17 protein-coding genes and 1 riboswitch are annotated in these 13,379 nt (G+C 38.6%); of the genes, 10 read left to right on the forward strand and 7 right to left on the reverse strand.

Features of this window, described 5'->3' with window-relative positions:
• Nucleotides 1-13: 13 nt before the first annotated feature.
• On the reverse strand, nucleotides 14-574 hold the full coding sequence (thiT, locus tag ACVIJU_RS04575) for an energy-coupled thiamine transporter ThiT (RefSeq protein ID WP_063386779.1): 561 nt from the start codon (nucleotides 572-574) through the stop codon (nucleotides 14-16).
• Nucleotides 575-642: 68 nt separating this feature from the next.
• Nucleotides 643-746, reverse strand: a riboswitch (TPP riboswitch).
• Between the two features lie 170 nt (nucleotides 747-916).
• On the opposite strand from thiT, the gene ACVIJU_RS04580 reads away from it, so the two are divergent.
• The 3 genes from ACVIJU_RS04580 (at nucleotide 917) to ACVIJU_RS04590 (ending at nucleotide 3,194) form a co-directional block, all read left to right on the forward strand.
• Entirely contained in the window at nucleotides 917-2,152 is a 1,236-nt protein-coding gene (locus tag ACVIJU_RS04580) for a DUF418 domain-containing protein (RefSeq protein WP_456687321.1), read from the forward strand.
• Between the two features lie 103 nt (nucleotides 2,153-2,255).
• The gene (locus ACVIJU_RS04585) at nucleotides 2,256-2,801 is read left to right on the forward strand and encodes a DUF2179 domain-containing protein (RefSeq protein WP_340857583.1); all 546 of its coding nucleotides are present in this window, start codon (nucleotides 2,256-2,258) and stop codon (nucleotides 2,799-2,801) included.
• A 21-nt stretch (nucleotides 2,802-2,822) separates the two neighbouring features.
• A complete protein-coding gene (locus ACVIJU_RS04590) occupies nucleotides 2,823-3,194 on the forward strand; it encodes a DnaJ family domain-containing protein (protein ID WP_339193364.1) in 372 nt (123 codons plus the stop codon).
• Between the two features lie 41 nt (nucleotides 3,195-3,235).
• Here ACVIJU_RS04590 and ACVIJU_RS04595 read toward each other — a convergent pair whose 3' ends face one another.
• Complete coding sequence (locus ACVIJU_RS04595) at nucleotides 3,236-3,418, reverse strand: hypothetical protein (RefSeq protein WP_063386775.1); 183 nt, start codon at nucleotides 3,416-3,418, stop codon at nucleotides 3,236-3,238.
• 509 nt (nucleotides 3,419-3,927) lie between these two features.
• Nucleotides 3,928-4,158, reverse strand: a complete 231-nt coding sequence (locus ACVIJU_RS04600) for a DUF1128 domain-containing protein (protein ID WP_063386774.1) — start codon at nucleotides 4,156-4,158, stop codon at nucleotides 3,928-3,930.
• 150 nt (nucleotides 4,159-4,308) lie between these two features.
• On the opposite strand from ACVIJU_RS04600, the gene ACVIJU_RS04605 reads away from it, so the two are divergent.
• From ACVIJU_RS04605 to ACVIJU_RS04615, 3 genes are read left to right on the forward strand one after another with little or no spacing between them, the layout of a single operon-like run.
• Nucleotides 4,309-4,782, forward strand: a complete 474-nt coding sequence (locus tag ACVIJU_RS04605; protein WP_130156865.1) for a low molecular weight protein-tyrosine-phosphatase — start codon at nucleotides 4,309-4,311, stop codon at nucleotides 4,780-4,782.
• 16 nt (nucleotides 4,783-4,798) lie between these two features.
• Nucleotides 4,799-5,122, forward strand: a complete 324-nt coding sequence (locus tag ACVIJU_RS04610; protein WP_063386772.1) for a YtxH domain-containing protein — start codon at nucleotides 4,799-4,801, stop codon at nucleotides 5,120-5,122.
• 29 nt (nucleotides 5,123-5,151) lie between these two features.
• Nucleotides 5,152-5,979 (forward strand): YihY/virulence factor BrkB family protein, encoded by an 828-nt coding sequence (locus ACVIJU_RS04615; RefSeq protein WP_144598399.1) that lies wholly within the window; start codon nucleotides 5,152-5,154, stop codon nucleotides 5,977-5,979.
• Between the two features lie 424 nt (nucleotides 5,980-6,403).
• On the opposite strand, the gene ACVIJU_RS04620 is transcribed toward ACVIJU_RS04615, so the two are convergent.
• The gene (locus ACVIJU_RS04620) at nucleotides 6,404-6,553 is read right to left on the reverse strand and encodes a BH0509 family protein (RefSeq protein WP_375338764.1); all 150 of its coding nucleotides are present in this window, start codon (nucleotides 6,551-6,553) and stop codon (nucleotides 6,404-6,406) included.
• A gap of 181 nt (nucleotides 6,554-6,734) precedes the next feature.
• Here ACVIJU_RS04620 and ACVIJU_RS04625 point away from each other — a divergent pair, with 181 nt between their 5' ends.
• Nucleotides 6,735-7,121, forward strand: coding sequence for an OsmC family protein (locus ACVIJU_RS04625; protein ID WP_063386769.1), 387 nt, complete (start codon nucleotides 6,735-6,737; stop codon nucleotides 7,119-7,121).
• Between the two features lie 90 nt (nucleotides 7,122-7,211).
• Complete coding sequence (locus tag ACVIJU_RS04630; RefSeq protein ID WP_063386768.1) at nucleotides 7,212-7,802, forward strand: nitroreductase family protein; 591 nt, start codon at nucleotides 7,212-7,214, stop codon at nucleotides 7,800-7,802.
• Nucleotides 7,803-7,976: 174 nt separating this feature from the next.
• Here ACVIJU_RS04630 and ACVIJU_RS04635 read toward each other — a convergent pair whose 3' ends face one another.
• The 3 genes from ACVIJU_RS04635 to ACVIJU_RS04645 all read right to left on the reverse strand — a co-directional run bounded on the left by ACVIJU_RS04635 (nucleotide 7,977) and on the right by ACVIJU_RS04645 (nucleotide 11,003).
• Nucleotides 7,977-8,651, reverse strand: coding sequence for a YhgE/Pip family protein (locus ACVIJU_RS04635; protein WP_456687322.1), 675 nt, complete (start codon nucleotides 8,649-8,651; stop codon nucleotides 7,977-7,979).
• Complete coding sequence (locus ACVIJU_RS04640; RefSeq protein ID WP_456687323.1) at nucleotides 8,587-10,353, reverse strand: YhgE/Pip family protein; 1,767 nt, start codon at nucleotides 10,351-10,353, stop codon at nucleotides 8,587-8,589. Before ACVIJU_RS04640 ends, ACVIJU_RS04635 begins: the two co-directional genes overlap by 65 nt.
• A 77-nt stretch (nucleotides 10,354-10,430) precedes the next feature.
• Entirely contained in the window at nucleotides 10,431-11,003 is a 573-nt protein-coding gene (locus ACVIJU_RS04645; protein ID WP_066247743.1) for a TetR/AcrR family transcriptional regulator, read from the reverse strand.
• 459 nt (nucleotides 11,004-11,462) lie between these two features.
• Between ACVIJU_RS04645 and cax the strand changes: the two genes are divergently transcribed.
• Both cax and ACVIJU_RS04655 read left to right on the forward strand, forming a co-directional pair.
• On the forward strand, nucleotides 11,463-12,518 hold the full coding sequence (cax, locus tag ACVIJU_RS04650) for a calcium/proton exchanger (protein ID WP_130156871.1): 1,056 nt from the start codon (nucleotides 11,463-11,465) through the stop codon (nucleotides 12,516-12,518).
• 75 nt (nucleotides 12,519-12,593) lie between these two features.
• Entirely contained in the window at nucleotides 12,594-13,376 is a 783-nt protein-coding gene (locus tag ACVIJU_RS04655; protein ID WP_327863739.1) for a YfkD famly protein, read from the forward strand.
• Nucleotides 13,377-13,379 lie beyond the last annotated feature (3 nt).

Consider the following 13,379-nt stretch of genomic DNA (forward strand, 5'->3'; position numbering starts at 1 on the left):
AGGACTATTTTGTTTATTTTACAACCAATCTTGGCGCCGCCATAATGAGAATAACAGTAACGACAGCGCATAATACAAAGGCTCCTATCATCGTAATGCCGTTTACGATCAAAGAATAAACGACCGCTGACATTCCTTCTGGTGCATATTCTCCGAAGAAAAAGACACCGCTGATAAAATGCCAAAAATAACGTGCAAAAGCTCCGATGAAGATGCCAAAGATGATGAAAAAAAGAGCAGAGCTTTTCTTTCCATCTTTCAGCTTATTTTGGATAGTTTTACTGAAAAGACCGGCTAAACCGATAAAGGAAAAAGCTAGGAAATAGTCGATGAAACCTTGAACAGGCGTCAGGATGTATGCATCACCTAATACAATTTGCAATAATCCCCATAAAAGGCCGGAAATGAAGCCAATCTTTGCACCGGATCGAAACGATAATATGAGTACAGGCACCATGGCAATTGATATAGAAATGGCTGATGATAATTGAATGGAAGGGAGAAGATCAAGTATAACTGCCAATGCTGCAAAGATTGCTGCTTCTATTAATAGTAATAAACGATTTTTTTCCAAAAATAAAACCCCCTGTATATTATTTGCTATCAACAAATATCCATAAGGGGGAAAAAGGCTGTATCATGGATCAGTTACTTCCACATCCCTACGCTAGCATTAACTAACAGGTTCAAAGGGTCTGGACGAAATACCCGTCCACTCTCAGCATATAGCTCCCCTTGTGGATCTGTTGATATTCGAATCTTATGTCTATCATAATAGACTATAAGAAAATTGTCATTCTTTTTTCGCTATATTCAAATATTTAAACACGATAAAGCTGAAATGCAGCCTTTGGACAAAAAATAATGAAAAAAGGGCGTTTATAATAAGAACTTTTTTCAGAATGGGGGTTTTGATTTGAATCTTAATCGTGAGCGTTATGAAGTAGTGGATGTGGTGCGGGGGGCTGCGATATTTGGAATTTTACTTGTGAATATGGCGCATTTCAGCTATCCAGATGTATATTTATACCAAATAGGCAGCGAAAATTTTTTTACTGAAACATGGAGAACATGGGATTTTCTAACGAGAAATATTTTGGAAATATTTGTGCAAATGAAGTTTATTACAATGTTCTCATTATTGTTCGGATTTGGAATCATCATCATGGAGGAACGGGCTTTAGGAAACGGCAGGAACTTTGTTTCTATATATATACGCAGACTGGTGGTGCTTTTTGTATTTGGACTAATTCATTCATTTTTCATCTGGGATGGAGACATTTTAATGGATTATGCTGTGCTGGGGTTTCTTCTCCTTTTTTTCCGGAAGTGTTCCTGGAAAACCCTTTTGGTATGGACTGTATGTTTATTTAGTTCATATTTGCTCCTTATTGGTTTGATGACGGCTGTATCCAATGGTGAGGATGCTTTAGTCCAAAAAAGAGAGCAGGCTTCGTTACTGGAAGAGGAGGCAAGAAACGCAATCCATTCATATCAAAACGGAAGTTTTTCCGATATTTTCCATCAGCGTATTCATGATCGGTTTTTTTACATGTCTATGTCTGGCATGTGGCCTTTTCAACCGCTTGTCTATATAATAAACATGCTCCCATATATCAGCATGTTTTTAGTTGGCATGATATTTGCGAAACAAAAGCTTTTTCAAGAACCGGAGAAGCATCGAAGGTTATTAATAGCCATCTGGTTTTTCGGGCTTATCATTGGGCTTCCGTTAAATATTTTTGCGGTCAAAGCTGAAAATAGTTTTTACATGGTGTTCGGTGCACCATTTCTCATGTTGTTTTATGTGACCTCTCTCATATTTTTATATTATCACCCAATCTGTCGGCAAATTGTTAAGAAGATTGCACCTGTTGGACGCATGTCATTGACAAATTACATCATGCAATCTGTTATTTGTACATATATTTTTTATCATTACGGATTGGGATTGTACGGTAAAGTATACCCCTTCGCCGGTTTTTGGCTTGCACTCGCAATTTTTGCCGTGCAGCTTATCATCAGCCATATTTGGTTTAAATATTTTCAATTAGGTCCGTTGGAGTGGGTATGGAGAACAGCGATGTATTTCAAGCGCCAGCCTATTCGCATGAAAAAGGAAGTTTTGAAGCATAATAACAGATCAAGATGAATTGTAAAAATGTAGTTTCAAATCTCAGATTTTGAGTTTATGATAGCTCTTTCTTTTCGAAAATAATTTATAGTATGATGGAACAAAGGAGTGTCTAGGCAACATGTTTCTACAAGCAATTTTTATTTTTTTGCTGCAATTATTGTATGTACCAGTATTGACGATCCGAACTATTTTGTTAGTGAAAAATCAAACAAAGGCTGCTGCTGGTATAGGTTTGCTAGAAGCAGCGATTTATATTGTCGCTTTAGGAATAGTTTTTCAAGATTTATCTAATATTTACAATATTAGTGCATATATTATCGGTTTTGGTGCAGGACTGTTGTTGGGCGGTGAACTGGAGAAAAAGCTGGCTTTTGGATATGTAACATACAATGTGAATTTAATGGATAAAAATTCCGAATTAGTAAAAAAATTGAGGGAGGCTGGTTTTGGGGTTACGGTCTTTCAAGGAGAAGGAATGAATTCGATCAGGTATCGTTTGGAAGTTGTTGCTCAACGCTCTCGGGAGGAAGAATTTTTAAACCTTGTCAATGAAATAGAACCAAAAGCGTTTTTAAGCTCGTATGAAATTCGTTCTTTTAAAGGTGGATATTTAACAAAAGCGATGAAAAAGCGGGTAAAGCGTTTAGAAAAAGGACGAACATAACGGTCGAAGGGAGGGTGAAGCGTGGATATATTTGCAAAAATTGCTGAGGATCGGATCAAAAAGGCATATGAAGAGGGGGAGTTTAAAGAACTTCCCGGGATGGGGAAGCCTCTCCCGCATGACGATTTGTCTGATATTCCGGAAGAACTCCGAATGGCTTATCGTCTTTTGAGAAACGCCGGAATGGTCGATCAAGAAAATGACTTGAAAAAGGAACTATTAACTATTCAAGATTTACTAAAATGCTGTGAAGATGAAGCCGAAAGGAAAAAATTACAACAAAAGCTGTCGGAAAAACAATTAGCATTGGAACGAATCGTGAAGAAAAGGAATATATTCAACACACCTGCATCTCAATTTTATAAAGATAAAGTTTATAAAAAGCTTATTTGACGTTTTCGAAAAAGAATGGTGCCTTTATTTTCGCCATTCTTTTAAATTTGCTGTTTTTTCAAGGCTTCTCTATGGAAGACATAATATAAAGCAAGATTGAAAAAACCTAAGAAAATGACTATCACCGAAAGCGGCAGCTCCTTTGCAAAACCGACCAAAATTCCAGACAATAAACAGAAGAGAGCAACGAATAAATAAAAATATTTCATAAGTGTCACGACCATTTTTTTGACCCCCAAATAAAGAAAACGTTTTCTTTTATTATAAATCATTTGTCACAAAAATGAAACAAAAAATTCACATTTTGTCCAAAAAATAGACACCGTTTTGACAAAAAGTTATTATACAAAAAGCAGCTTATACTGAATTTATAAAGCTGCTTTAAAGTAAAAACGATTTCTTCTGAATTCTGGCATCTAAACAACAAGGAGGTCTATCTTTATTTTTCTCCTGCAAAAGAAAAAAGAGAATGATGAAAATGGAACGCGAACACGATTCACTTGCTTTAGAATCCAAGCTAAACCTCTGATGGATGGCAGATTGGGCGGTTCCTAATGTGACTCGAACATCGTTTTGAGAAGCGTATAGAACCACATATAACAAATCAACTGAAGCAAGCTGATGAGGACAGCAGCTGCGAGTTTTCACAACACTTCAACATCGCTAAGTTAAACACTTATTGCCGTCATTTGCACAAGCCCATTCGCAACGAGCAGCAGAAAGCTCAATTCACTTAAAGAGTGCTCTTTCGTAGGTTCCCCAATTCCTCTGCAATTGCTTGCATTTCGCTGGGGCTGAAAGTATTTTTTTTCATTACATGGTCATAAATTTCTTTTAGGTCTTCATACATATTTACATTAAAATGTGTTGGTTGAACTGCACTGATGTTGATCATATTCAATTTTTCTGTAATTTTTTTAATCATGTATTCCATATTTTCTGCTGATTTTTCACATAAATTCAATTGATTTCATCCTCTCGTTTTTTTATTTGTTTCATTGTATCATGTATTATGAAAGATTGAATATTATGATCAAAAAAATTGATCTTTCCAAACTATTCTTTGCAGCTTATGAAAAAACGATTGAAGCAATGGTTTCAGGAGGTTTCAGCAATGATAAAAGTACTTTTTGTTTGTTTAGGAAATATATGCCGTTCGCCAATGGCTGAGGCGGTTTTTCGTGATTTAGTTAAACGGGAAGGTCTGGAAGATAAAATTTTTGTCGATTCAGCGGGAACGGGAGGCTGGCATGTAGGAAGCCCGCCGCATAGAGGGACTCGAGAAATATTAGACCGTTACCAAATTTCTTATGAAGGTTTAAAAGCACGTCAAATTCATAAGAATGATTTATCAGATTTTGATTATATTATTGCCATGGATGGAGAAAACTTAGGAAATTTGCGCCGGATGGCAGGATATAACAATACGGGTGAAATCAGTCGTTTAATGGATTTCGTACCAGATGCTGATATTTTGGACGTCCCTGATCCGTATTATACTGGGAACTTTGAAGAGGTTTATGACATGGTTGTCAAAGGCTGCAAAGGGCTGCTCCAGAAGATCAAAGAAGAACACCATCTTTCGTAGAAGAGGTGAAAGTCAAATGAAATCGCAAAATAAATTGTTAAAAGGGCTGTTCATCGGAGCGATCGCAGGCGCAGCGCTTTCTTTATTGGATAAAAAAACAAGGGACGATGTAATCAGCAAAAGCAGATCAGCTTTTAGCAAAATCAAGCAGTGCGCAGAAAATCCGATGGAGATTGCTGATAAAACAAAGGAAAAAATGAACTCTGTCAAAAGAACAATCGAGCAAACAATCGAAGATATTGAATTTGTTTCTGAAAAAGTGAAAGAATTAAAAGAAACGACACCGAAAGTAATGGAAATAATGAAAGAAGCAAAAGAGAAATGGAAGGAGCGCCTTTGACAGAAACTAGTTTGAAATGAGGTGCCAAGATGGATGACCACATCAACCTTCTTCAAATCGCTAAAGAGCTTTTTAAACGGTTTAAAGAAGATGAAATATCAAGTTTAGCTGCGGAGTTAGCCTACTTCTTTCTTTTGTCTCTTTTTCCATTCCTTATTTTTTTAATGAATCTCCTTGCATATTTGCCCCTCTCTTCAGATGTTGTTCTTGATTTTGTCGCACAATATGCACCGGGAAATACAATGAAATTGATCGAAAACAATGTGAGGCATATTATTGAAACTCAAAATGTGACCCTTTTGTCGTTCGGAGTCATTGGAACAATTTGGTCCGCCTCAAATGGGATTAATGCGATTGTCAGAGCTTTTAATAAAGCATATCAAGTGGAAGAAAACCGTCATTTCCTTGTAGCTCGCTTGATGTCTATTTTGTTGACTTTTGCCATGATTTTAGTCATTTTAGTTGCACTGCTGCTTCCGGTGTTTGGCAGAGAGATAGGCTTGTTTATATTTCGGGCGTTCGGATTTACAGAAGTGTTTTTAACGATATGGAATACGATAAGATGGTTATTAAGTGCTGTTATTTTGTGCATCGTTTTTACAGGACTGTATTTTATTGCGCCAAATAAACGGATGAAAATTTCTGAAGCATATCCAGGCGCTTTATTTGCTACCGTTGGCTGGATTGTTGTTTCTCTTCTTTTTTCTTACTATGTCGGAAATTTTGGGAATTTCAGCGTGACATATGGAAGCCTCGGCGGGGTGATCATTCTTCTAATTTGGTTTTATCTTTCCGCGGTTATTATTATATTAGGCGGGGAGATCAATGCAATTTTATCAAAAGATTCCAATAATTAATAAAGGCCGCCATTATTTCGAAGACTTTTTTTCATTTCACATGGTCATATTAAAAATGAGGCTGAAAAAATTGACGTAAACAGGAGGACATACAAGTGGCAAAGCAATCAAAAAAAGGCGGTCAACACAACAAGCAAAACTCAAAATCCAAGCCGAAGCATAAAACAAGCGGAAGTGCGAACGGTCAAAACGGCTACCATTAAAAGAGATATTATCAAGCGCATTCCCCGGGCTGTCGACTTTTTCGACAGCCCAGGTTTTTTTGTATTCAGCAAGAATTTAGCTATGTTTGCCATGAGTTCAGAGCTTTAATTTTATATTAAATAAAGTTCGGCAAGAGGTGAGTGTCTGCGCGTTGAAGCTTCTTTTTTTGCGGGAATGTTCGCATCGGACCTCCGGCGGCGGAAGGCTTCTTATGCTTTTTCTACTCAGCCATTTCTAAATATCGATCATAAATAGAAGCATAAATGTGTTCAATGTCCGCATCCGTCATGTACATAAGCGTTTCCCGATCAATATTTCCTATTTTTTCAATAAAATCAATCATATTTTTTCTTTCCTGCCGTTTCATCATTTTTCCCCTCTCCTCTATAATGTTATGATACAGTTTTTTTATTTTGAAACTATTATATAACAGATGAAGTAGATGTTCAACTTATTTTTTAATTTTTTTCCCGCAATCTGTATTAATTGCAAATAAAAAAATTAATCAATTACAATAAAATTGTAGATATTAATGGAGGAGATGATACAGCATGGAATTTCAAATGAAGGAAATTGGATATAAAACAACTTTTGAATACGGAGAACTGCATGTAGCAGGTGATGTTACATACGGATTCCGTCCATTTCAATTGATGGTTTCCGCCATTGCGGGCTGCAGCGGAAGTGTTTTCAGAAAAATTTTAGATAAAAAAAGAATCGTTTATGACGATATTACGATTCAAGCTGAAGTTGAACGGAACGAAGAAAAAGCGAACAGAATTGAAAAAATTCATCTTCATTTCATCATTTCAAGTTCCAGCGAGGATTTGGACCGTGAGCAAATTCAAAAATGCTTGGAGCTGGCGCACAAAAATTGTCCGATGGTTCAATCAGTAGAAGGCAGCATCAACATTACGGAAACATTTGAACTAAAATAAAAGCTTTTATGAGCAAAAAAATTGTTTTTAGAAAAAAATGTAATACAATAAATATGTACAATTCCGATCTGATTTCTAGGAGGTAATGTGATGACACAAACGAAGCTTGCCCGCCAGGCCGAATATGAAATTGATTCTATTTATTTAAAACGCTGGTCTCCTCGTTCGTTTTTAACTAAAGAGGTTCCGGAGGATGTGTTACTAAGCCTTTTTGAAGCAGCACGCTGGGCGCCTTCTGCTTTCAATTTCCAGCCGTGGCGTTTTATTATCGCTCGCACAGAGGAAGACCGCAAAAGATTTATGTCATTCATTGGCGAGTTTAATCAAATTTGGTGCAAAAACGTCCCGGTTTTTGCCTTGATTATTTCTAAAAAGACTAGCGAGCGGGGGGAAATCGGCTCCCACGCCTTTGATGCAGGTGCAGCTTGGGGCTATTTATCATTAGAAGCAACAAGAAAAGGCTTGATTACGCATCCGATGACAGGCATAGACTTTGAAAAAGCACGTCAAGTTTTAAACATCCCTGAAGAGTATGCAATCAATGCGCTCATTGCAATTGGCTATCAAGGGGAAAAAGAAGCTCTGCCGGAAAGCTTGCAGGAAAGAGAGGCACCAACCCCTCGTCGTCCTATAAAAGAATCCATTTTTGAAGGCCTTTTTGGCGAATCGCTGAATGAATAAAAGTTTCAACTAAAAAATAGAAGCAGATGATAGAGATCTGCTTCTATTTCATTTTTATGAAGAGGAATTGTGGCATTGCCGATTTACCACATTTAGTTCTGAAAAATTTCCTTTCAGTTATTACGCTAGAGTCGAAGGTGTAAAAGTTCGTCCGGCAAATTCAAAAACAAAAAGTTATACGGCCTCGCTAAAACGGCGTTTATGTTGGATTGTAAAGTAGGTGATCGTTGCGAGAACAAACACGATCATAAAAGTGAGCAAAATAAATGCATTTTGCCACATAAACGCATAATCGCCGCTCGAAATGACTGAACGGAAGCCGGCTACGGAATATGTCATTGGCAGCCAGTTGTGGAGCGGCTGCAACGCTGTTGGGATTAACTCTAACGGGAAGGTACCGGCGCTTGTAGTTAATTGTAAGATTAAGATAATGATTGCTAAAAATCTTCCCGGATCACTTAACGTTGTGACAAGCAGCTGAATTAACGTCATGAACGTTAAGCTTGTGATGATCGTAAATACGATAAATCTCGCAATACTTTGCACTTCAATGCCTACTCCTGCTAGTAAAATTGTATCGGCAATCAACGATTGCATGACGCTGATCATAACGAGAACACCAAACTTGCTAAAAAACCAACTCATTCCCGTTTTAGGTGTAGTTGCTGGTTCACGAAGAGGGTACACAATTGTTACGAGCAAGGCGCCGACAAACAATCCCAGCGATAAGAAGTACGGAGCAATCCCCGTTCCATAGTTAGGAACTTCGTTTAATTTTTCGTTTTTAATTTTTAATAGGTTTTGCAAACATATCGTATATTTCTTTGTCCGCTTTGACGTTGCTGGCATCTTTGGCTCCATCGTGCAATTTTTCTGCCAATTCATTAGAACCTTTATCCAGCGTCGTCATTCCTTCCGTCAATTGACCAGACCCGTTAGAGAGCTGCTCGATTCCGTGTGAAAAGTTTCCTAACCCATTTGTAAGTTTTTCCATTCCGTTTGCTAATTCGCCGGAACCAGCAGCAAGCTGATTAGTGCCATCTTGCAGTTGATCAGAACCGGAAGCGAGATCATGCAAGCCGGCTGATAATTGTCCGCTTCCTTCCATCAGCTGGGTTATTCCGCTTTTCGCTTCATTCATTTTTTCACCGAATGTCGATAATCCTTGGGAGAGCTCCTTCTGTCCGCCAGCTAATGATTCGGCACCTGCGGTGAGCTGCTCCTGCCCTGCTACTAGTCGTTTGAGACCGTCGCTTAAAGCGACTGTTCCGCTATGCAATTGCGCTGATCCAGAAGAAAGCTGATCAGCTCCATCTTTCAATGCTGCAGCATTTTCGGAAAGCTGGCTGATACCGCTTGTTACTTGTTTGCTTCCATCCGCCAGCTGCCCTACACTTGCACGCAGTTCTTTGAGTGCCGTTTTTTGCTGCGGATCAGACGTTTGAGCGATCATAGCATCAAGCCGGGCTGTCAGTTGTTCCAGTCCGGCACTCACCTGTGCCGCTCCCGTTTTCGTTTGTTCTGCTCCCTTAGCCCATTGTCCGAGTGATGACGACAGATTGCTGGCTCCGCTTCGTACTTTCTCGGCTCCGTTTGCGAGCTGAGGAGCTTTTTCATTTATTTGTTTCATTCCATGAAGTGATTGCTTTAATCCATCCGCCAGCTGCTGAGAACCATTTCTTGCCTTTTCTGCACCATCGAGCAATTTCTCTTGGCCTGCAATCAATTGTTCAAGACCGGAATTAAAACGGTTCATTCCGCTGTTCAGACGCTCGGCTCCGGAACTAGCGGATTGCAGCCCATTTTTAAATATCAATGATTTTTCAGCCATCGTTTTTAAATGTCCATATATTTCTTGAACTCCTTGTTCCGCAGAGAGCGCGCCGTTGTACAGCTCTTGTGAACCATCTTTGGCCGAATCAACCCCGTCCTTCAGCTTTATTGCTCCTTGTTTTGCTGAATCAATGCCGTCATGCAGTTTCTTTGCTCCTTCGCTTGCCGATTCGAGCCCTTCTGCCAGCTTCTTAATATTTTGGAACATTGTTTCGGCATATGTTTCCGTTAATGTATCACCAACTTCTTCTTTCAGTTTTTCAATGGTTTTATCCCCGATTTGTGCTGCGAAAAAGTTCATGCTCTCATTCGGCATATAAATGAGCTCCATTTTTTGAGGGTGTTCGTCCTTTATCGTAGTTGCATGCTTTGAAAAGTTTTCTGGAATTTTGATAACTAGATAATATTTCCGGTTTTTTAATCCGTTTTCCGCTTCTTTCTCGTCAACAAATTCCCAAGAAAGCTGCTTTTTCTTTTTTAGATTTTCCACTAGATCGTCGCCGATCTTTAACTTTTCCCCATTCAATGTTGCCCCTTTGTCTTGATTGACTACAGCGACCGGCAATCTCTCTAAGTGGCCATACGGATCTCCAAATCCCCATATAAACATTCCGCTATACATAATGGGGATAAATAAAATAGCGATAACAGGAATCAAAATTTTCCGATTCGCTACAATCATTTTTAGCTCATGTAAAAATAATGAGATTCCACGCAACGGTTATCTCCTTCCTTTTTCGTACTTTTGACCATTTTGCTCATTTAGTCATTTTATGATAAAAGAAGAAGGACTATCTATTTCGACAATCCTTTTAAAAAATACAGCTCAAATAATTCTGCGATTTTCTCCTTTGGCAGCGGCTCATGTTCCTTTTCCCAATCAAAGTTTAGGGCGATATACATTTTTAACATTAAAAAGGCGGTGATTTCGGAATCACAGTTGCGAATTTCTCCTTTTTTTATGGCGTTGTCAATTTTTTCGCGGATAAAGGCGATAATCGCCCGATCCAATCTTTTCATCACTTCTTGAACGGCCGGAGTCCCGATATCCCGAATTTCTTGGAGAAGCTTAATTGTTAGTGGATGTTGCTTTCGAAACTCTGCAATGCGATATAAAGCGCGATGGGCGTTTTCAAGAAATGGACGATCGGGGTCCATTGCATGCTCTGCCGTTTCTTTTATTTCTACAATAACTGAGGAAATAATTTCGTCTAACAAATCCTCTTTGCTTTTAAAAAACGTATAAATTGTTCCTTTGCCTACATTCGCGAGTTTCGCCACTTGTTCTATCGTCGTTGCCTTATACCCGAATAAGGAAAAAGATTTTGTCGCCGCATCAATAATATTTTGTTTTCGATCGATAGCCATGCTCCTCATCCTCTTGATTGACTAAATGGACATTTTGGTCATTTCGTTAAAATTATCATACTATATTGCCTGATTAAAATAAAGGGGTTTTTTTACAAAATGATCGACAGGCTTTACACATGCGGCTGTCCTCATTTTTAAAAAGGGAAGAAGGTCCAAGCACGGTAACGTTGTGAAATGTTTGCAAAAACCACCACGTTATAGTATACCGTCAATCATCCGAAGCTGTAATCGGCAAAAGGCTTCTGCTTCAGACATCATTTTTTTCTTGTTGTTGTATTTTTTAGATTTGTCAAATATATTGCTTATGTCAGAATAAAAATAATTTTTACGGACAAATTTTTTCCATAATTGTAAACGGCCTTTTTTAAAAGGAAGTGTTTATTTTAAACAACTTTTGTTAAAATAAGTAAGCAAAGTTTTCGGGAAAATTATTGCTAAATATGGGTGGTGAGCTTTATGTTCAATCGTATATTATCGATCTTGGTTGTTGTTGGATTGCCGTTGTCCGTTATTGGCAGTTTGATGCATTGGAATGCACTGCTTCTATTTGCAATTTATTGTTTAACGATTATCGGACTTGCCAGTTTTATGGGAAGAGCGACAGAAAGCTTGGCGATTGTGGCAGGTCCACGAATTGGCGGACTGTTGAATGCGACTTTTGGGAACGCTGTTGAGCTCATTATTTCAATCTTTGCGTTAAAAGCAGGTTTAATTTCAGTTGTTTTAGCATCTCTCACAGGTTCTGTAATCGGCAACTTGCTGCTTGTTGCAGGTTTATCGTTTTTTGTCGGTGGATTAAAGTACAAGCGGCAGAAGTTTAATGAATACGACGCAAGACATAATTCTGGATTGTTAATGTTTGCGGTCATTGTTGCCTTTGTCATTCCAGAAGTGTTTGCACAAACAATGAATGATACGGACACATTGACGTTAAGCATTGGCATTTCCATCATTATGATCGGGCTCTATTTAGCCGCGTTGTTTTTTAAATTGGTAACCCATCGGGGAGTTTATCAGAAAAAAGAGGAGCAGATCGAAGAACACGAAAGCCCGGAATGGTCTGGCAAGATCGCAACCATCATTTTGTTTTTGGCAACAATTGCGGTTGCATATGTTTCGGAAAATCTTGTACATACGTTTGAAACGGTCGCACATGAACTTGGCTGGAGTGAATTATTTATTGGGGTAATTGTCGTTGCCATTGTTGGAAATGCAGCGGAGCATGCGTCTGCGATTATTATGGCTTACAAAAATAAAATGGATGTAGCGGTTGAAATCGCCATCGGATCAACCTTGCAGATCGCCATGTTTGTTGCGCCTTTGCTTGTATTAATTTCGCTTCTGTTTTCAGAAAAAATGCCGCTCGTCTTTACGCTTCCTGAGTTGATTGCCATGGCGACAGGAGTACTGCTCATGATTGTAATTTCCAATGACGGCGATACGAACTGGTTTGAAGGGGCTACTTTGCTTGCTGCTTATGTCATCATGGGGATAGGCTTCTATCTATTATAGGAAGATATTTTGCGGATAAAATACAAATAGCTTGAAAAAACTACAAGCAAAGGCTACTTGAAAGGAGATAACCACATGAAACAGCTAATGACGTTATTTATTTCAGTCATGCTTGCATCGGTTTTTTCAAGCTTAAGCTTCGCTGAAGCACCAACTATCCCCAAATCGGTGATGGATATTTCAAAAGAAAATACGTATCCAAATCCGAGTCAAAATCTTCCTTATTTACAGCCAAGTGAATTAACAAAAGAGTTAATCAAAACATCCAACGTCCCGATTGAAAATCCTGTTTTAATTAAAATGTTAAATGAGTCTTCCATTACACCTTCTCCAACCGCCATAGGATATAGAGCCGCCATTTACTTGGGACGGTGGGCATTGAATTATGAATCTGAGGAAACAACAGTCAATTGGGAGTATCAAAAAATCAATACAAACTTTTTTGACAATCGAGGCGGTAAGTCGCCCGTTCAAATTAGCTATAAACAGGAGGCACAAAAACGGGTAAAAGGAGGATTAACCGCTAGAATTTCTGATCATAAAGATGTCAAAAAATTGATGCTGATGAAGGCGGCAAAGAAATCGAAAATGCCGCTAGCATTTGAAACAATTGTCGGCTTCGGGACGAAAAAAAATCAAGTATATAATATCCCGCCGAAAAAAATGGGGTATTTATACGCATACGTTCCCGCTGTCAACGAAAAAGGAAAAGTCACTTACGGAGAAGTGTATTTAATGTTAAGGGGAAGCAAGAAGCAAATTGTTGTCAAAAATGTTACGCAACAAGGCATTGGAGCATGGATTCCTGTGCAGGATCGGGCATCCTTCCACTTTCTTATTACCAATCAGCCTAGATAATAG

It is taken from the genome of Aeribacillus sp. SP014 (assembly GCF_054055575.1).

Coding starts and splice junctions, on each gene's coding strand:
- ACVIJU_RS04620 (WP_375338764.1), bottom strand. CDS start 6,553: ATGATGAAACGGCAGGAAAGAAAAAATATGATTGATTTTATTGAAAAA.
- ACVIJU_RS04625 (WP_063386769.1), top strand. CDS start 6,735: ATGGAATTTCAAATGAAGGAAATTGGATATAAAACAACTTTTGAATAC.
- ACVIJU_RS04655 (WP_327863739.1), top strand. CDS start 12,594: ATGAAACAGCTAATGACGTTATTTATTTCAGTCATGCTTGCATCGGTT.
- cax (WP_130156871.1), top strand. CDS start 11,463: ATGTTCAATCGTATATTATCGATCTTGGTTGTTGTTGGATTGCCGTTG.
- ACVIJU_RS04585 (WP_340857583.1), top strand. CDS start 2,256: ATGTTTCTACAAGCAATTTTTATTTTTTTGCTGCAATTATTGTATGTA.
- ACVIJU_RS04645 (WP_066247743.1), bottom strand. CDS start 11,003: ATGGCTATCGATCGAAAACAAAATATTATTGATGCGGCGACAAAATCT.
- ACVIJU_RS04615 (WP_144598399.1), top strand. CDS start 5,152: ATGGATGACCACATCAACCTTCTTCAAATCGCTAAAGAGCTTTTTAAA.
- ACVIJU_RS04635 (WP_456687322.1), bottom strand. CDS start 8,651: ATGCCAGCAACGTCAAAGCGGACAAAGAAATATACGATATGTTTGCAA.
- ACVIJU_RS04595 (WP_063386775.1), bottom strand. CDS start 3,418: ATGGTCGTGACACTTATGAAATATTTTTATTTATTCGTTGCTCTCTTC.
- ACVIJU_RS04605 (WP_130156865.1), top strand. CDS start 4,309: ATGATAAAAGTACTTTTTGTTTGTTTAGGAAATATATGCCGTTCGCCA.
- ACVIJU_RS04630 (WP_063386768.1), top strand. CDS start 7,212: ATGACACAAACGAAGCTTGCCCGCCAGGCCGAATATGAAATTGATTCT.
- ACVIJU_RS04610 (WP_063386772.1), top strand. CDS start 4,799: ATGAAATCGCAAAATAAATTGTTAAAAGGGCTGTTCATCGGAGCGATC.